Annotated in this window: 17 protein-coding genes; 7 read left to right on the top strand and 10 right to left on the bottom strand. The window is 40.4% G+C overall.

The window, feature by feature from the left end; all coding sequences use genetic code 11:
- Nucleotides 1-6: 6 nt before the first annotated feature.
- On the bottom strand, nucleotides 7-1029 hold the full coding sequence (locus MK480_RS01250; protein ID WP_000609874.1) for a ribitol-5-phosphate dehydrogenase: 1023 nt from the start codon (nucleotides 1027-1029) through the stop codon (nucleotides 7-9).
- A gap of 4 nt (nucleotides 1030-1033) precedes the next feature.
- Nucleotides 1034-1741 (bottom strand): IspD/TarI family cytidylyltransferase, encoded by a 708-nt coding sequence (locus MK480_RS01245; RefSeq protein ID WP_000638496.1) that lies wholly within the window; start codon nucleotides 1739-1741, stop codon nucleotides 1034-1036.
- Between the two features lie 334 nt (nucleotides 1742-2075).
- Here MK480_RS01245 and tacF point away from each other — a divergent pair, with 334 nt between their 5' ends.
- Genes tacF through MK480_RS01230 form a run of 3 tightly spaced genes read left to right on the top strand, consistent with a single transcriptional unit; the run spans nucleotide 2076 to nucleotide 5187 of the window.
- Nucleotides 2076-3563, top strand: a complete 1488-nt coding sequence (gene tacF, locus MK480_RS01240) for a type IV teichoic acid flippase TacF (RefSeq protein ID WP_084926574.1) — start codon at nucleotides 2076-2078, stop codon at nucleotides 3561-3563.
- A 9-nt stretch (nucleotides 3564-3572) separates the two neighbouring features.
- A complete protein-coding gene (locus MK480_RS01235) occupies nucleotides 3573-4376 on the top strand; it encodes a LicD family protein (protein WP_049546496.1) in 804 nt (267 codons plus the stop codon).
- 1 nt (nucleotide 4377) lies between these two features.
- Nucleotides 4378-5187 (top strand): LicD family protein, encoded by an 810-nt coding sequence (locus MK480_RS01230; RefSeq protein WP_001199634.1) that lies wholly within the window; start codon nucleotides 4378-4380, stop codon nucleotides 5185-5187.
- Nucleotides 5188-5256: 69 nt separating this feature from the next.
- On the opposite strand, the gene carB is transcribed toward MK480_RS01230, so the two are convergent.
- The 6 genes from carB to MK480_RS01200 all read right to left on the bottom strand — a co-directional run bounded on the left by carB (nucleotide 5257) and on the right by MK480_RS01200 (nucleotide 12608).
- Nucleotides 5257-8433: a carbamoyl-phosphate synthase large subunit gene (gene carB / locus MK480_RS01225; protein ID WP_125454438.1), complete on the bottom strand. Its 3177-nt coding sequence runs from the start codon at nucleotides 8431-8433 to the stop codon at nucleotides 5257-5259.
- A 200-nt stretch (nucleotides 8434-8633) separates the two neighbouring features.
- Nucleotides 8634-9713, bottom strand: coding sequence for a carbamoyl phosphate synthase small subunit (locus MK480_RS01220; protein WP_000166853.1), 1080 nt, complete (start codon nucleotides 9711-9713; stop codon nucleotides 8634-8636).
- Between the two features lie 49 nt (nucleotides 9714-9762).
- On the bottom strand, nucleotides 9763-10686 hold the full coding sequence (locus MK480_RS01215; protein WP_004260121.1) for an aspartate carbamoyltransferase catalytic subunit: 924 nt from the start codon (nucleotides 10684-10686) through the stop codon (nucleotides 9763-9765).
- Nucleotides 10687-10704: 18 nt separating this feature from the next.
- On the bottom strand, nucleotides 10705-11226 hold the full coding sequence (gene pyrR / locus MK480_RS01210; RefSeq protein ID WP_000850023.1) for a bifunctional pyr operon transcriptional regulator/uracil phosphoribosyltransferase PyrR: 522 nt from the start codon (nucleotides 11224-11226) through the stop codon (nucleotides 10705-10707).
- 210 nt (nucleotides 11227-11436) lie between these two features.
- Nucleotides 11437-12066 (bottom strand): endonuclease III, encoded by a 630-nt coding sequence (gene nth, locus MK480_RS01205; RefSeq protein ID WP_000244443.1) that lies wholly within the window; start codon nucleotides 12064-12066, stop codon nucleotides 11437-11439.
- The gene (locus MK480_RS01200) at nucleotides 12066-12608 is read right to left on the bottom strand and encodes a YceD family protein (RefSeq protein ID WP_060805712.1); all 543 of its coding nucleotides are present in this window, start codon (nucleotides 12606-12608) and stop codon (nucleotides 12066-12068) included. The genes nth and MK480_RS01200 overlap by 1 nt, the downstream gene beginning before the upstream one ends.
- Before the next feature lie 168 nt (nucleotides 12609-12776).
- On the opposite strand from MK480_RS01200, the gene MK480_RS01195 reads away from it, so the two are divergent.
- Nucleotides 12777-13106 (top strand): helicase BlpT, encoded by a 330-nt coding sequence (locus MK480_RS01195; RefSeq protein WP_268707082.1) that lies wholly within the window; start codon nucleotides 12777-12779, stop codon nucleotides 13104-13106.
- Nucleotides 13107-13495: 389 nt separating this feature from the next.
- Nucleotides 13496-15055: an ATP-binding cassette domain-containing protein gene (locus MK480_RS01190; RefSeq protein ID WP_084887005.1), complete on the top strand. Its 1560-nt coding sequence runs from the start codon at nucleotides 13496-13498 to the stop codon at nucleotides 15053-15055.
- 149 nt (nucleotides 15056-15204) lie between these two features.
- Here MK480_RS01190 and htpX read toward each other — a convergent pair whose 3' ends face one another.
- Together htpX and MK480_RS01180 are read right to left on the bottom strand one after the other, a co-directional pair.
- Nucleotides 15205-16104 (bottom strand): zinc metalloprotease HtpX, encoded by a 900-nt coding sequence (htpX, locus tag MK480_RS01185; protein WP_268707081.1) that lies wholly within the window; start codon nucleotides 16102-16104, stop codon nucleotides 15205-15207.
- Between the two features lies 1 nt (nucleotide 16105).
- Nucleotides 16106-16666: a LemA family protein gene (locus tag MK480_RS01180; RefSeq protein ID WP_084887001.1), complete on the bottom strand. Its 561-nt coding sequence runs from the start codon at nucleotides 16664-16666 to the stop codon at nucleotides 16106-16108.
- 93 nt (nucleotides 16667-16759) lie between these two features.
- Here MK480_RS01180 and rsmG point away from each other — a divergent pair, with 93 nt between their 5' ends.
- A complete protein-coding gene (gene rsmG, locus MK480_RS01175; protein WP_247953140.1) occupies nucleotides 16760-17473 on the top strand; it encodes a 16S rRNA (guanine(527)-N(7))-methyltransferase RsmG in 714 nt (237 codons plus the stop codon).
- 204 nt (nucleotides 17474-17677) lie between these two features.
- Nucleotides 17678-18961, top strand: a complete 1284-nt coding sequence (locus MK480_RS01170; protein ID WP_261008937.1) for a uracil-xanthine permease family protein — start codon at nucleotides 17678-17680, stop codon at nucleotides 18959-18961.
- Nucleotides 18962-19105: the final 144 nt, after the last annotated feature.

Raw genomic sequence — 19105 nt, 5'->3', positions numbered from 1 at the left:
CAGGACTTATACTTCCCACTTAAACACGGTTTTAAAGGCTGTGTTTAAATCGGTTGCAAAGACACGGTGAATATCTTTAATTTCTCTTACAGGTTCTTCTAGATAAAGGATATTTTTAAGACGATTGGCAAATTTCTTGACTTCCATCATTTGGATTGCATTTTCAAAATCAATGCGACCAGAACGAGAGGACCCAACTAAGAGCAAGCCCTTTTCTAAGGCATCACGAGTATTGAGATTGACTTTATATTCGCTAACTCCCATCATGAGAATCGTTCCCTGAGGACGAATGTAGCGAATCAAGTCATTAATAGCTGGTCCAGTACCATCACCACCACAACACTCAAAAGCATGGTCAAAGGCCAAATCTTCAGGAATATTATCAGTAATATAACATTCTTTGGCAAATGAGAAAAGTTCCAATTTTTCCCAATGACGACCAATAACCACAATCTCTGCATCTGGCAAAGTATAGTTGATAATATTAGCAACCACAAAAGCTAAACTTCCATCTCCGATAACGGCGATTCGGTCCCGCTTGCTATGAGCAAGGGTCAATAGACGACTCATAGCGTGCATACCGACACTGACAAACTCTGTAATCGCTGCAACCGTATCTTCGATAGCATCATAAGCCACCACACGATCTTTAGGAAGAGAAACAAACTCTCTCATAAAGCCATCAAATCCACTAGACAAGAAATGAGCCCCTGTCATGTAGTTTTCATAGAATTCTTCATCACTCTGCATAGGAGGCTGATTAGGAATCATGACAACTTTTTGCCCAACCTCATAGGTTCCTGTCGGGTCAGAAATAACGGTTCCACATGACTCGTGAATCATTGCCATTGGAAGCTTTTTATTCAAAATCTTTGGATCACGTTTTCCTTGGTAGTAACGCTGATCCGCATGACAGACCGCCATATAATTAGGGCGGATGAGGATATGATTCTCTTGGTCAATAGCCTCTTCCTGATATTTGACATTGATAAACTTAGGCTTAGTTAGTTGATAAATTTGATTAATCATTTTACTAGTCTTTCTCAATCATACTTTTTGCAATCTTCAAATCTGTTACGGTTGTAATCTTCAGATTTGAGTATTCACCTTTGGCCAAGGCCACATCTTTTCCTTTGATCACAAAGATTTTACATGCATCTGTCAAGATTTCCTTCTCTTCATCAGAAAGAGATCCATAAAGGTCCATGAAGTCCTTGCAACGGAATGTTTGAGGTGTTTGTCCTTGATAAAGGTGAGCACGATTTGGAATATCTGTAATAAATTGACCATTGGTACTTTCAACGATAGTATCAACCGCTTCTACAACTGTGTCCACTGCGTCATGATTTTGGGCAAGTTGGATATTGTCCTGAATCATGCGAAGCGTAATAAATGGACGAACAGAATCGTGGGTAACAACGATATCCTCTGGTGTAAGCGGACGATAAGCATCAATGGCTTCAATGATTTTCTCAATACTTGTATTGCGGTCAGCACCACCTTTTGTAATGATGATACGTTCCTTATGAAGAGGAAGATATTTATCTACAAGATCTTCTGCATGAGAAACCCAGTCTCCATGAACCCCAACTACAATTTTTTCAATACTTGGTTCCAAGACAAATTTTTCAATTGTATGAATCAAGATAGGTCGATCACCTAGCTCTAAAAATTGTTTTGGCAAGTTACTGATTCCCATACGTGTGCCAGTTCCACCAGCAAGAATTCCTGCATAAATCATCTTTTTTCTCCTTTGTCTTACTAAAAAAACTTATTCTCTCTATTATACCACAATCTAGTCCTATCATAAAAGAAATACTAGTCATCCCGTTCTAGAATAGGAGGATTAAGCAGTTCCATTATTCAAAGAAACTGGTCCATTTCTAGTAGTGACTAGGAATTCTGTAGTCATTACTAATAAATGGCTGTGAAATTTTAGAGTTCTTCAGAATAATATAGTTTTCTTAAAGAAAGCTTAAAATCAAACTTTGAAACTTCAAAGTGGTTGCTTTACTTACTGCCCTTCATTTCTTATTAGCTAACTTTATGATATAATGAAAAACGAGGTAAATTGAATGAAAAGTATAAAATTAAATGCTCTATCTTACATGGGAATTCGTGTCTTGAATATTATTTTTCCCATCTTAACTGGTACCTACGTCGCGCGTGTCTTGGACCGAACTGACTATGGTTACTTCAACTCAGTCGACACAATTTTGTCATTTTTCTTACCCTTTGCAACTTATGGGGTCTATAACTACGGTTTACGAGCCATCAGCAATGTCAAGGATAACAAAAAAGATCTGAATAGAACCTTCTCTAGTCTTTTTTATTTGTGCATAGCTTGTACGATTTTGACTACTGCTGTCTATATCCTTGCCTATCCTCTCTTCTTTACAGATAATCCAATCATCAAAAAGGTCTACCTTGTTATGGGGATTCAACTCATTGCCCAGATTTTTTCAATCGAGTGGGTCAATGAAGCTCTGGAAAATTACAGTTTTCTTTTTTACAAGACTGCCTTCATCCGTATCCTGATGCTGGTCTCTATTTTCCTGTTTGTCAAAAATGAACACGATATTGTTGTCTATACACTTGTGATGAGTTTATCGACACTGATTAACTATCTGATTAGTTATTTTTGGATTAAAAGAGACATTAAGCTTGTTAAGATTCACATAAGTGATTTTAAACCGCTCTTTCTCCCTTTGACAGCCATGTTGGTCTTTGCCAATGCCAATATGCTCTTCACTTTTTTGGATCGTCTCTTCCTCGTTAAAACAGGGATTGATGTCAACGTTAGTTACTATACCATGGCTCAACGAATTGTGACCGTTATAGCTGGTGTTGTAACAGGAGCTATCGGAGTGAGTGTGCCTCGTCTCAGTTACTATCTAGGAAAAGGCGATAAGGAAGCCTATGTCGCACTTGTTAACAGAGGCAGTCGAATCTTTAACTTCTTTATCATTCCACTGAGTTTTGGACTCATGGTTTTAGGACCAAATGCCATCCTACTTTACGGTAGTGAAAAATATATCGGAGGTGGTATCTTAACCTCTCTCTTCGCTTTTCGTACGATTATCCTGGCCTTAGATACCATTCTTGGTTCCCAAATTCTCTTTACAAATGGCTATGAAAAACGAATCACAGTCTATACAGTCTTTGCAGGATTACTCAATTTGGGCTTAAATAGTCTCCTCTTTTTCAACCACATCGTGGCTCCTGAATACTACTTACTGACAACTATGCTATCAGAGGCCTCTCTACTTGTTTTCTATATCATTTTCATCCATAGAAAACAACTCATCCACTTAGGACATATCTTTAGCTATACTGTTCGATACTCGCTCTTTTCACTTTCCTTTGTAGGAATTTATTTCCTGATTAATTTCTTGTATCCCGTGGATATGGTCATTAATTTGCCATTTTTGATTAATACTGGTTTGATTGTCTTGTTATCAGCCATCTCTTATATTGGTCTACTTGCCTTCACCAAAGATAGCATTTTCTATGAATTTTTAAACCATGTCCTAGCCTTAAAAAATAAATTCAAAAAATCTTAGGAGTATAGAATGAAACAACTAACCATTGAAGATGCCAAACAAATTGAATTAGAAATTTTGGATTATATTGATACTCTCTGTAAAAAGCACAATATCAACTATATTATTAACTACGGTACTCTGATTGGGGCAGTTCGACATCAGGGCTTTATTCCTTGGGACGACGATATCGATCTGTCCATGCCTCGAGAAGACTACCAACGATTTATAAACATTTTTCAAAAGGAAAAAAACAAATATAAGCTCCTTTCCTTAGAAACTGATAAGAACTACTTTAACAACTTTATCAAAATAACCGACAGTACAACTAAAATTATTGATACTCGGAATACAAAAACCTATGAGTCAGGTGTTTTTATCGATATTTTCCCTATGGATTGCTTTGATGATCCTAAGGTCATTGATACTTGTTATAAACTGGAAAGCTTCAAACTTCTGTCTTTCAGTAAACATAAAAATATTGTCTATAAGGATAGCCTTTTAAAAGATTTGATACGAACAGCCTTTTGGTTGCTCCTTCGACCGGTTTCTCCTCGTTATTTTGCAAATAAAATCGAGAAAGAAATTCAAAAATATAATCGTGAGAATGGGCAGTATATGGCTTTTATCCCTTCTAAATTTAAGGAAAAGGAAGTCTTCCCAAGTGGTACCTTCGATAAAACAATTGATTTACCCTTTGAAAATTTAAGCCTTCCAGCACCTGAAAAATTTGATACTATTTTGACGCAATTTTATGGAGATTATATGACCCTACCACCAGAAGAAAAACGCTTCTACAGTCATGAATTTCACGCTTATAAATTGGAGGATTAGGATGCAGTATTTAGAAAAAGAAGAAATTAAAGAAATTCAACTAGCCCTGCTAGACTATATTGATGAGACTTGTAAGAAACATGATATTCCTTATTTTCTAAGTTATGGAACCATGCTTGGAGCTATCCGCCACAAAGGTATGATTCCCTGGGACGATGATATTGATATTTCTCTCTATCGTGAAGATTATGATCGCTTATTGAAAATTATTGTGGAAGAAGACCATCCACGTTATAAGGTTCTCTCCTACGACACTTCTTCTTGGTACTTCCATAATTTCGCATCGATTTTGGATACTTCTACTGTTATCGAAGACCATGTTAAGTACAAGCGTCACGACACCAGTCTCTTTATCGATGTCTTCCCAATTGATCGCTTTACAGACTTGAGCATTGTCGACAAGAGTTATAAGTATGTAGCCCTTCGTCAACTAGCTTATATCAAAAAATCACGCGCAGTTCACGGTGATAGCAAATTAAAAGATTTTCTAAGATTATGTAGCTGGCACGCCCTCCGATTTGTCAATCCTCGTTACTTTTACAAGAAAATTGATCAGCTAGTCAAAAATGCTGTAACCAACACTCCTCAATATGAGGGAGGAATTGGTATTGGTAAAGAAGGAATGAAAGAAGTCTTCCCAGTTGATACCTTTAAAGAACTCATCTTAACTGAGTTTGAAGGCCGTATGTTGCCCGTCCCTAAAAAATATGATCAATTTTTAACCCAGATGTATGGGGATTATATGACACCACCATCAAAAGAAATGCAGGAGTGGTATAGCCACAGTATTAAAGCTTATCGCAAAAGCTGATTAAGCAGTAGTTTACAAGAAAAAATATAACAAAAAAGAGAAGATCGTTATACCTTCTCTTTTTTCTATTTAAATCGCTTCTGTGACAAAACTACGGCTTTCCAATACTTTGAGCATGGCGTTAGCTGTATCTAGGGCTGTGAAGAGGGGCACTCCGTGTTCAATAGCTGAACGGCGAATTTGCTCTCCATCTTCGTCAGCAGTTCGTTTTGTTCCAACTGTATTAATGATAGCTTGAATTCTTCCTTTGCGAACAAAACTTGGAATATCCTTATCGTCATCACCAATCTTACCAACAGGTTGGGCTTGCAATCCATGACTGGCAAAGAAGGCTGCTGTTCCTTCTGTCGCGAGGATTCCATAGCCAATATTTTGGAAACGACGAGCCAAGTCCAAGGCTTCTTCTTTGGCATCATCAGCGATGGTAAATACAACGTTACCAAAAGTTGGCAAGTGTAAGTAAGAAGCTTCAAAAGCCTTATAGAGAGCTTTTTCTAAAGTCGTATCAGAACCCATAACTTCCCCTGTTGACTTCATTTCAGGACCAAGTAAGCTGTCTACCTTAGCTAGTTTGGTAAAGGAGAAGACAGGTGCCTTGATATGAACGCGGGTACTTTCAGGGTAAAGTCCATCTTGGTAGCCAAGTTCTTCAAGTTTTTGACCAAGAATGAGCTTGGTTGCTACTTGAGCCATAGGGATATTGGTTACCTTAGAAAGGAATGGCACCGTACGGCTAGCACGTGGATTGACCTCAATAACATAGACTTTTTCATCCTTGATGACAAACTGGATGTTCATCATTCCAAGGCAGTTAAGACCGATTGCTAGGCGTTTAGTATAGTCTGCGATTGTTTCTTGCACCTTTTGCGACAAGGTTTGCGGTGGGTAAACGGCCATTGAGTCACCTGAGTGGACACCAGCACGTTCAATATGCTCCATGATACCTGGGATGAGGACATTTTGTCCGTCTGAAATGGCATCGACTTCACACTCTTGTCCGACGATATAAGAGTCAACAAGAACAGGGTGGTCTGGACTTGCCTTAACCGCAGTACGCATATAAGAACGAAGGTCTTCTTCGTTTTCAACGATTTCCATGGCACGTCCACCAAGTACATAAGATGGGCGGACAAGAACTGGGAAGCCAATCTTGCGAGCTGCAAGAACTGCTTCTTCTTCATTGGTAGCCGTTTGTCCTGGTGGCTGTGGAATATCCAAATCTTTTAGAGCTTGCTCGAAGAGGTCACGGTCTTCCGCACGGTCTAGGTCAGCTACTTGCGTACCAAGAATAGTCACACCTGCTTTAGCCAATGGCTCAGCTAGGTTGATAGCTGTTTGACCACCAAACTGAACGATAACCCCTTTTGGTTGCTCCAAGTCGATGACATTCATAACATCTTCGAATGTCAATGGCTCAAAGTAAAGCTTGTCTGATACAGAGAAGTCTGTTGAAACGGTCTCTGGGTTTGAGTTCATGATGATGGCTTCATAGCCAGCCGCTTGAATAGCCTTAACCGAGTGAACAGTTGCGTAGTCAAACTCAACACCTTGACCTATACGGATTGGACCAGAACCTAGGACTAGTACAGATTCCTTATCAGACTTGATAGATTCATTTTCCCATCCATAGGTTGAATAGAAATATGGTGTTTCAGAGTCAAATTCTGCCGCACAAGTATCTACCATCTTGTAGACTGGGACAATCTTGTTTTCCAAACGAAGCTGGCGAACTTGGTCAGCTGTAGTATTCCAGAGTTCAGCAATCTTACGGTCTGAGAAGCCATTAAGTTTAGCTGTTTTCAAGACTTCTAGATCTTGTGGATGGGCACCCAATTCTTGCTCAATTTCAAAGATATGCAAGAGTTTATCGAGATAAAAAATATCGATTTTTGTAAGCTCAGCAATTTCTTCTGGTGTGTAACCACGACGAATTGCTTCTGATACGTAGAAGAGACGGTCATCCTGGGCTTTGACTACTTTTTCAATCAAGGAATCATCAGAAACCTCTGCAAGTTCAGGCATTTCATTGTGGTGCACCCCAATTTCAAGGGAGCGACAAGCTTTAAGGAGAGATTCCTCGATGTTACGACCAATCGCCATGACTTCCCCAGTCGCCTTCATCTGAGTACCAAGACGACGCTCACCCTTTTCAAACTTGTCAAATGGGAAACGTGGAATCTTGGCAACAACGTAGTCAAGGGCTGGCTCAAACATGGCATAGGTTGAACCTGTGACTGGGTTGATCACCTCATCTAAGGTCAAACCTACTGCAATCTTAGCAGCCAATTTGGCAATTGGATAACCTGTCGCTTTAGAGGCAAGGGCTGAAGAACGTGATACACGGGGGTTTACTTCGATGACATAGTATTTGAAGCTATGCGGATCAAGGGCTAGCTGAACGTTACATCCCCCTTCAATCTTAAGGGCACGAATGATGCTCAAGCTTGCGTCACGAAGCATTTGATTTTCATAGTCTGACATGGTTTGCGCAGGAGCAAATACAATGGAATCCCCTGTGTGAATCCCAACTGGGTCAAAGTTTTCCATGTTACAAACAACCAAAGCATTATCAGCTGAGTCACGCATCACTTCGTATTCGATTTCCTTGAAACCTGCGATTGAACGCTCAATCAAACATTGGGTCACAGGTGATAATTTCAATCCATTTTCAGCGATTTCACGCAATTCTTCCTCATTAGCACACATACCACCACCAGTACCACCAAGTGTAAAGGCTGGGCGAACGATGACTGGGTAGCCAATTGTTGCTGCAAAGGCAACTGCTTCTTCGACTGTGTTGACAATTTCAGATTCTGGAATGGGTTGGTTGAGCTCTTCCATCAATTGTTTAAAGAGATCACGGTCCTCCGCTTGGTCAATAGCAGATAATTTAGTTCCCAGAAGTTCAACACCAAGCTCATCTAGGATACCATTTTTAGATAATTCCATAGCCATATTGAGACCTGTCTGACCACCAAGGGTTGGAAGCAAGGCATCTGGACGTTCCTTACGAAGAATACGTGTCACGAACTCAAGTGTAATCGGTTCGATGTAAACCTTGTCAGCAATTTCCTTGTCCGTCATGATAGTTGCAGGGTTTGAGTTAACCAAAACAACCTCATAACCTTCCTCTTTCAACGACAAGCAAGCCTGGGTCCCAGCATAGTCAAACTCAGCAGCCTGACCAATAATAATCGGACCAGAACCAATCACCATAATTTTTTGAATATCAGTACGTTTAGGCATAGTTTATGATACAAAGCCCGTAAAGAACACAGTGAAAATAGGAAACTCGGTGCAGACACCTTCAGCGTCAAGACGATGTTTATCTTTTTCACACAGTTCTTAGGGCGTGTTCACTTCCGCGAACAATGTATCTTCTCCTTTCTATTCGGCAACTCTCAGGTTGCCATTAAATAAATTCTCCGACGAGCTTTTACTCGTTCTTAGTTTGATTGTTTAAAAGCTTCCATCATCTCGATAAACTCGTCAAATAGGTAGCTTGCGTCGTGTGGACCAGGGGCTGCGTCTGGGTGGTATTGAACAGAGAAAGCAGGTTGGTATCTGTGACGCACACCTTCAACTGACTTGTCATTGATTTCTTCGTGGGTGATAATCAAGTGTTCTGGCAAATCCTCACGGCTAACTGCATAGCCATGGTTTTGACTTGTAAAATCCACACGTCCAGTAGCAATTTCGCGTACCGCATGGTTAAATCCACGGTGACCAAATTTCATCTTGTAAGTCTTAGCACCATTTGCCATTGCAAAGAGTTGGTGCCCCATACAAATACCAAAGATTGGAATTTTTCCTTGCACACCGCGAATCATATCCAGTGCCTGTGGAACATCTTCTGGGTTACCTGGACCGTTTGACAACATAACTCCGTCAGGATTGAGATGGAGAATTTCTTCCGCCGTTGTTGAATAAGGAACGACGGTCACGTTACAGTTGCGTTTAGAAAGTTCACGTAAGATTGAGTGCTTGAGACCAAAGTCCACTAAGACAACACTTAAACCAACTCCTGGAGCTGGATATGAAGTTTTAGTAGAAACCTGCTTGATATTGTCTGTCGGCAAGACTGTTGCTTGGAGCTGGTCCGTCACATGGTCCATACTGTCCCCAACATGGGTCAAGGTTGCACGCATCGTACCATGCTTACGGATAATCTTGGTGAGTGCACGCGTATCAATCCCTGAAATACCAGGAATTTTCTTGGCTTTCAAAAATTCATCCAAGGTCATTTGGTTGCGCCAGTTACTAGCTCTACGTGCTTCTTCGAAAACAACGACTCCCTTACAAGTTGGAATAATGGATTCGTAATCATCACGGTTAATTCCATAATTTCCCACCAAAGGATAAGTAAAGGTCAAGATTTGTCCATTATAAGACTGGTCTGTAATGGATTCTTGATAGCCGGTCATCCCTGTATTAAAGACGATTTCGCCTGTTACATCAATATCTGCTCCGAAGGCCTTGCCTTCAAAAACTGTGCCATCTTCTAATACTAGAAGTCTTTTTGTCATATTTTCACCTCTCGTGGACGCTCACTGGCGTCTTTTAACGTCTTGTGTTTTAGTTGGCGTTTCTACTCGCCAGTACGGATTCTAAGATTGCCATTCGAACAAAAACACCATTGGTCATTTGTTGGACAATCCGTGATTTTGGTGCTTCAACCAAGTGGTCTGCGATTTCTACATCACGATTGACTGGAGCTGGGTGCATAAGGATTGCTGTTTCTTTCAAACGATCGTAACGTTCTTGAGTCAAGCCATGTTGGGCATGGTAGTCTTCTTTTGAAAAGACAGCTCCACTATCATGACGTTCATGTTGCACACGGAGAAACATCATGACATCCACCTGATCAATAATTTCATCAATAGTTACAAACTGTCCATAGTCTGCAAACTCTTGACTTCTCCATTCCTCAGGTCCAGCAAAGTAAAGTTCAGCTCCCAAGCGTTTCAAAATCTGCATATTAGATTTGGCAACGCGTGAGTGGTCCAAGTCACCTGCAATCGCAACCTTGAGACCCTCAAAGTGACCAAATTCCTCATAAATAGTCATCAAATCAAGCAAGCTCTGGCTAGGATGTTGTCCCGAACCATCTCCACCATTGATAATGGAAGTCGTAATCGTTGGACTTGCAATTAACTCTCTGTAGTAGTCAACCTCAGGGTGGCGAATCACACAGACATCCACTCCTAAAGCAGACAGAGTAAGGATGGTATCATAAAGTGTCTCACCCTTATTAACCGAACTAGTTTTCACATCAAAGTCAAGTCGTTCCAATCCCAGTTTAATCTCTGCCACTTCAAAGGACTTATGCGTCCGTGTAGAATCCTCAAAGAAAAGATTGGAAACAATCGGATGGTCCTCGTAGGGAAGCTGAGCTCCGTTTTTAAACTCAATTCCTCGCTTGATCAATTTCATGACTTGATCGACAGTGAGGTCTTCCATGGACACTACATGGTTCAATGCTTGTTGATTTTCTGACATGGCTACTCCTTCAGCTTTCTAAGCTTCTTCAGTAATCAGAACTCTGTCTTGGCCATCAAGTTCTGCCATCTCTACGATGATTTCTTCAGAACGACTAGTTGGGATATTTTTTCCAACGTAATCTGGACGGATTGGCAATTCTCTATGTCCACGATCGACTAGAACTGCTAAACTCACGCGCGCAGGACGACCATGACCGACAATATTATCAATAGCAGCACGGATGGTACGACCTGTATAGAGCACATCATCCACCAAGATAACTTCACGGTCTGTCACATCGACAGAAACCAAAGAAGTATCTTCTCCACTTTTAACATCATCACGGAAAGGTTTCGTATCCAATTCCACAACAGGAACTGAAAGATTTTCTAGCTGTTCCAAACGTTCTTGGATTCGGTGGGCGATAAAGACACCGCGAGTTTTAATACCAGCCAAGACGATTTTATTCAAATCTTTGTTGCGTTCGATAATCTCATAAGTAATACGCGTAATCGCTCGTTTGACGGTCAATTCGTCTACAACTTCTTTTGTCTTCATGACAAACCTCCAAAAAGAAAAGTCTCCTTAAACAAGGAGACTTGAAATGTATAGCTAAGTAAGCCCTACTGCAAACAGTATAGACTTCACCCTTCTACTTTATCACGCTCCTTGCCTGCCTCACGGGACAGGTTTAAAGGAATATTTAGTTATCAATTACTATAGCACAAAGCATGCTTAAAATCAAGCAAAAACTTTTGATGAGCCATCTTATAAATTGCTAAAATCATATAACTGTGGGTACTGGTCACACTCTGGATTTTTAGGATGGCAAATGGCTCTTCCAAAATAAATCATGGCCTGATGGGCTGCTAACCACTGCTCCGGTGGCAAGATATCCATAACTCGTTTTTCCACCTCAAGCGGTGTCGCTGATTTTTTGACAATATCGTGGTGTTTGCAAATACGCTCCACATGAGTATCCACTGCAAAGGCTGGAATCCCAAACCCCACACTCATGACTACATTGGCTGTTTTGCGACCAACACCTGCTAAACTCTCTAATTCCTCACGTGTTTGAGGAACTTGGCCATCAAAATCGTCTAGTAACTGTTGGGCACATTTTTTAAGGAATTTAGCCTTATTTCGATACAGTCCCAGGCGAGAAATGTGTGAAGCAATCTCACTTTCTGTTGCAACAGACATGGCTTGTGGCGTTGGAAAGGCAGCAAAGAGACCTGGTGTGGCCTTATTTACCGCTGCATCCGTCGTCTGCGCTGACAACATGACCGCAACCAAGAGTTCAAAATGATTGGTAAAATCAAGACTGGGCTTGGCATCTGGAAACAGAGCAATGATTTCTTCTAGCACTTTTCGTGCTCGTTTTTTTGACAAGACCATTATTCGTCTCCATCAAATAGTCCTTGTAAGCCAGCAAAAGGACTGTTTTCTTCTTTCTTAACTGCTTGTTGAGCTTGGTATTCTTCTTCTGTCATGATTTGCCAGTCATTTCCTGACACAAATCCTTGACCAGCCTCTTCTTCAGCCGTCAAGACCTTAATAGGAATATTTAGTAGGATATTGTCTGATACACTCTCAGCAAGGTCAAGTTCTCCATTTTCGATAGGCAAGACCAAATCATCATCTAGAACTTCTTGATCTAGCTGGTTAGTTGCGCCTTCCATGAAAACTTCCGTGACTGGATAAGATTCAACTAACTCAACTGGTTCCATACTGCGACTTGAAGCAAGAACAATGGTATAAGATAATTGATAATCTAAAAAATACATACGGTCTTCGTACTGTACTTTCCCAACTGCAAGGATATCTTTTACATCTAAAATTTCTTGATTGCGTGCATGCAGGTCTGCGGCTAGGTCTAACGTTTGTTCAAAATGCAAGCCTTCAGACTGCTTACGAATTTCTTGAATATTTAATTTCATACTTCCTCCATAAAGATTTACTCTCTTGATTATACCATGAAAAGGCTACAAATCAGCACGGCAAACTTTATAATTAAAATTTGAATTTTTAACATATTTACTATGATATTTTTGTTTTTTAGTGCTATACTATAGGCAATAATACATCAGAGCAAGGAGGATGCTCACATGGAAGATAAAGAACTCATTACTAATGCAACCCAACTCCTATCCGAGTTAAATAAAAGTTTCCAAAGCTGCAAACAGGGTAGGGCAGATGATATTCGACTACAAGAGCTACTAAACACTACTCTGCAAGAGCTCAAAAAAGCAGAAAAGTTGGACAACAGTATTTTAATCGACCTTGAGAAATTTTACCAACGTACCAGTCTACTTATTGGACTGGGTAGTCTAAAACTAAACAATCAAGCACGTACCGCTTGGCGCAACTATGACAAGTTCCATTACGAGCATGTTAAACACGTACTAACTCTTTATGGACCTGTTTTCGGATTTTAGAGATTAGAATTGTCGGTTTTCTGTTGACAAAATATCCTGAAAGGTATAGTATAGAGATACTAATACTCGGAGGTAAGGGAGACATGAACAACTAAGTCTATCAAATAAAGAACCTTTATTTAGTAGATCTTGTTTTTGTCTCTTTTTGTGTACTCTTTTATGCTCTTTTTCTGGCATTTTATACTCAATGAAAATCAAAGAGCAAACTAGGAAGCTAGCCGCAGGTTGCTCAAAGCACTGCTTTGAGGTTGTAGATAAGACTGACGAAGTCAGTTACATATATCTACGGTAAGGCGACGCTGACGTGGTTTGAAGAGATTTTCGAAGAGTATTAATAGAGTTTTTTGACATAAACTTTGGCTCTACTAGATAAAGTAGAGCTTTTTGTTATGCACTATCGACATTCTAGAAAGGGCAACAATATGATAAAAATCAATCATCTGACCATCACACAAAACAAAGATTTACGAGATCTTGTCTCAGACTTAAACATGACCATCCAAGACGGGGAAAAAGTAGCTATTATTGGAGAGGAAGGAAATGGCAAATCAACCTTACTTAAAACTTTAATGGGGGAAACTTTGTCTGATTTCACTATCAAGGGAGACATCCAGTCTGACTATCAGTCACTGGCCTATATTCCTCAAAAACTTCCCGAGGAGCTGAAAAAGAAAAGTCTACACGACTACTTCTTTTTAGATTCTCTTGATTTAGACTACAGTATCCTCTATCGTTTGGCTGAGGAATTGCATTTTGATGGCGATCGCTTCGCTAGCAACCAAGAGATTGGCAGTCTATCAGGAGGCGAAGCTTTGAAAATTCAGCTCATCCATGAGTTAGCCAAACCCTTTGAGATTCTATTTCTAGATGAACCTTCAAATGACCTAGACCTTGAGACGGTTGATTGGCTAAAAAGACAGATACAGAAGATGAGGCAAACCGTTATTTTCATTTCCCATGATGAAGACTTTCTTTCTGAAACGGCAGACACTATTGTTCACTTGCGACTGGTCAAGCACCGTAAAGAAGCGGAAACACTAGTAGAGCATTTAGACTATGATCGCTATAGTGAGCAGAGAAAGGCTAATTTTGCCAAACAAAGCAAGCAAGCTGCTAACGATCAAAGAGCCTACGATAAAACCATGGAAAAACATCGACGAGTCAAGCAAAATGTAGAAACTGCGCTTAGAGCTACTAAAGACAGTACTGCCGGTCGCCTATTGGCTAAAAAGATGAAAACTGTCCTCTCTCAAGAAAAACGCTTTGAAAAGGAAGCTCAGGCCATGACCCAAAAGCCACTTGAAGAGGAAGAAATCAAACTTTTCTTTTCAGATGTCCAACCATTACCGGCTTCTAAAGTCTTAATCCAATTGGAAAAAGAAAATTTGTCCATTGGCGACCGAGTTTTGGTTCAGGGACTGCAACTAACTGTCCATGGCCAAGAAAAAATCGGTATCATCGGCCCAAATGGTGTTGGAAAATCGACTCTGCTAGCCAAGTTGCAACAACTGCTTAGCGCAAAAAGAGAAATTTCGCTTGGTTTTATGCCACAAGATTACCACAAAAAACTGCAATTGGATTTATCACCAATAGCCTACCTCAGCAAAACTGGAGAAAAAGAGGAACTACAGAAAATCCAATCTCATCTAGCTAGTCTCAATTTCAGTTATCCAGAAATGCAGCATCAAATTCGCTCCTTATCTGGCGGGCAACAGGGTAAACTCCTGCTTTTGGATTTAGTCTTGCGCAAACCAAACTTTCTCCTTCTGGATGAACCCACACGAAACTTTTCACCCACTTCTCAACCCCAAATCAGAAAACTCTTTGCCACCTATCCAGGCGGTCTCATCACTGTTTCGCATGACCGTCGTTTCTTAAAAGAAGTTTGCTCGATCATCTATCGCTTAACAGAACACGGTCTGGAGGTAGTTAATTTAGACGATTTATAAATTTGCAACATAGCAGATAGATGGTGCAAAAACACAATTTTAGGAGAAAACGAAGTAAATCTTCCATAATAAAACGCATAATATCAAGTTTTTGCACACCTGATATTATGCGTTTTTAAGATTTTAAAGACTTTTTCCCAACATTCATTTTACATATGTTTTAAACGTTCAATCCGTTCTGAAATAGGTGGGTGGGTATAAAAGAGTTTTTGGAACCCTCCACCTTTCTTGGGATCATTGATATAAAGTGCACTGCTGGCATCATCAACAGGACGACTCATGGGTTTACTATTGTCTAACTTACGTAGAGCATTAATCATCCCTTGAGGATTGCGAGTCAACTCGACACTGGAAGCATCAGCTAGGAATTCCCTCTGACGAGAAATAGCTAGTTGCACCAAGGTTGCAGCGAGAGGCGCCAGAACAATAGCTAGTAGTGAAACCACGAGCATAATGATTTCTAAGCCATTTCCATCCCGATCATCATCACTTCGTCTGCGACCTGCGCCACCCCACCACATCATACGACCTGCCATACTAGAAAGCATAGTGATAGCACTGGCAAGGGCAACAGCAATAGTCGAAATGCGGATATCGTAGTTACGAATATGACTGACTTCATGTCCCATAACAGCTTCTAGTTCTTCACGATTCATGATAGCTAGGAGACCTGACGTCNCNNCAACCGCCGCATTTTGAGGGTTAGAACCTGTCGCAAAGGCATTTAAGGCTGGATCATCAATGATGAAAACACGGGGCATAGGAATCTGAGCCACCATAGCCATATCTTCCACTACATGGTAGAGGTCTGGTGCCGTTTGCTCATCAACCTCACGCGCCCCGTTCATGGACATGACAATCTCTGTCGATTGAAAAATCATGGACAAGGCATAGATAAAGCCAATAATCAGTGCGATAATCAAACCACCAAGCCCAGATCGCATAAAGAGGTAACCAACCGCATAGCCAACAAGAGCTAAGAGTAGGAAAAATACCAGCAACAAAATCCAGGTTTTTCGTTTATTGCTTGCAATTTGATCAAACAACATCTTAGTCACCTAAACCGCTAAAATCAACTTTAGGAACTACCTTTTCCTCTTCTGGTGTTTGAAGGAAATCTGCTGCTTTAAATCCAAACATTCCAGCGATAATATTGCTTGGGAAAGTTTCTAATTTTACATTGTAGTTGCTGACAACACTGTTGTAGAGTTGACGAGAGTAAGAAATTTTATTTTCTGTGTTTGTCAACTCCTCTTGCAATTTAACAAAGTTTGCACTAGCTTTCAAATCTGGATAGCTTTCTGCAACTGCAAAAATACCTGAAACCTGACGAGTGAGGGCATCACTAGCTTTCATAGCTTCTGCTGGTGAAGTTGCTGCTGCCACTTGGTTACGCAGTTCTGCTACCTTTTCAAGGGTAGAACCTTCATATTTGGCATAACCTTTTACAGTTTCAATCAAGTTTGGCAAGAGGTCATTTCGACGTTTCAACTGAACATCAATCTGACTCCAAGCCTCCTTTGTTTGCATACGATTCTTAACCAAACCGTTATAGCTAAGAATCACAAAAATAACAACAAGAGCGATAACTCCAAGAATAATCCAAGTCATTATATAAGTCCTTTCTGCTTTTAGATTAGTACCAGTATATCAAATTTTTAATGATTGTGGTAAAATAAGATGATACTAAAGAAGGAAATAACTATGAAACCAGAAACATTTTACAACCTGCTTGCCGAGCAAAATCTTCCACTTTCGGACCAGCAAAAAAAACAATTTGAACGCTATTTTGAGCTCTTGGTCGAGTGGAATGAAAAGATTAATTTAACAGCCATTACGGACAAGGAAGAAGTTTATCTCAAACATTTTTACGATTCGATTGCACCCATTCTTCAAGGCTTGATTTCCAATGAAACTATCAAATTGCTTGATATCGGAGCTGGGGCAGGATTTCCTAGTCTACCAATGAAAATCCTCTATCCTCAGTTAGATGTGACCATCATTGATTCTCTCAATAAGCGCATCAACTTCCTCCAACTCTTGGCTCAAGAACTGGATTTAGACGATGTTCATTTCTACCATGGACGTGCCGAAGATTTTGCACAAGACAAGAACTTCCGTGCTCAATATGATTTTGTAACAGCTCGTGCGGTAGCCCGCATGCAGGTTTTATCTGAATTGACTATTCCCTACCTTAAAGTTGGCGGAAAACTATTGGCGCTCAAGGCTAGCAATGCGCCTGAGGAATTATTAGAAGCTAAGAATGCTCTCAACCTCCTTTTTAGTAAGGTCGAAGACAATCTCAGCTACGCCCTACCAAATGGAGATCCGCGCTACATCACAGTGGTAGAAAAGAAAAAAGAAACGCCAAATAAATATCCACGTAAGGCTGGCATGCCCAATAAACGCCCGCTTTAATCTTTTTAGTAAAAAAATATTTACAAAGTTTGTAATTTTTGCTATACTATCACAAGCAAAGGTTTTTAATGTCATCCCGTGAGGTGACGAAGACGCAGAAATACTTGAAACTCTTTAAAGTCTAGATTTTAGAGAAGTCTTACTCTGAGGGCCTATTGCTGTAGAATAATGGGCTCTTTTTTGATGCCCAAAAGTGAGGTTTATATGAAACAAGAATCAACTGTTGATTTGTTACTAGACGTTGACCAACGTCCTTCGGCTGGAAAAGGAATTCTCCTTAGTTTCCAACACGTTTTCGCCATGTTCGGTGCGACCATCTTGGTACCCTTGATTTTGGGAATGCCTGTATCTGTTGCCCTTTTTGCTTCAGGTGTTGGAACACTCATCTACATGATCGCAACTGGTTTTAGAGTTCCAGTTTATCTAGGATCATCATTCGCCTTTATCACAGCAATGTCACTTGCTATGAAAGAAATGGGTGGTGATGTATCTGCTGCCCAAACAGGGGTTATCTTGACTGGTTTGGTCTATGTCCTTGTGGCTGCTGGTGTTCGTTTTGCAGGTACAAAATGGATTGATAAACTCTTGCCACCAATCATCATCGGACCTATGATCATCGTTATCGGTCTTGGACTTGCAGGTTCAGCTGTTACCAACGCTGGTCTTGTAGCTGATGGAAACTGGAAAAATGCTCTTGTAGCAGTTGTTACTTTCTTAATCGCTGCCTTTATCAACACAAAAGGAAAAGGCTTCCTACGAATCATTCCATTCCTCTTTGCCATTATCGGTGGCTATCTCTTCGCACTAACTCTTGGTTTGGTTGACTTTACACCAGTTCTAAAAGCTAACTGGTTTGAAATTCCTGGTTTCTACTTGCCATTTAGCACAGGTGGTGCCTTTAAAGAATACAATCTTTACTTTGGGCCAGAAACCATCGCTATCTTGCCAATCGCTATCGTAACAATTTCTGAACATATCGGAGACCATACTGTTTTGGGTCAAATCTGTGGCCGTCAATTCTTGAAAGAACCAGGTCTTCACCGTACTCTTCTTGGTGATGGTATCGCAACTTCTGTTTCTGCCTTCCTTGGTGGACCAGCCAATACAACTTATGGAGAAAATACAGGGGTTATCGGTATGACTCGTATCGCTTCTGTCTCAGTTATCCGTAACGCTGCCTTTATCGCAATTGCTCTTAGCTTCCTTGGTAAATTCACAGCCTTGATTTCAACTATTCCAAACGCTGTACTTGGTGGTATGTCAATCCTTCTCTATGGAGTTATCGCCAGCAACGGTTTGAAAGTCTTGATTAAAGAACGTGTTGATTTCGCTCAAATGCGTAACCTAATCATCGCAAGTGCTATGTTGGTACTTGGACTTGGAGGAGCTATCCTTAAACTTGGTCCAGTTACACTTTCAGGTACTGCCCTATCAGCCATGACAGGAATCATCTTGAACTTAATCTTGCCATACGAAAATAAAGACTAATACTCTTCGAAAATCTCTTCAAACCACGTCAACGTCTCCTTGTCGTAGATATGGTTACTGACTTCGTCAGTTCTATCTACAACCTCAAAACAGTGTTTTGAGCAACCTGCGGCTAGTTTCCTAGTTTGTTCTTTGATTTTCATT

The sequence above is a fragment of the Streptococcus mitis genome (assembly GCF_026782895.1).
In the GTDB taxonomy this organism is placed as follows: domain Bacteria; phylum Bacillota; class Bacilli; order Lactobacillales; family Streptococcaceae; genus Streptococcus; species Streptococcus mitis_CB.
Note: the sequence above shows the minus strand (reverse complement) of the source record. Positions and strands in the feature narration are given on the sequence as shown.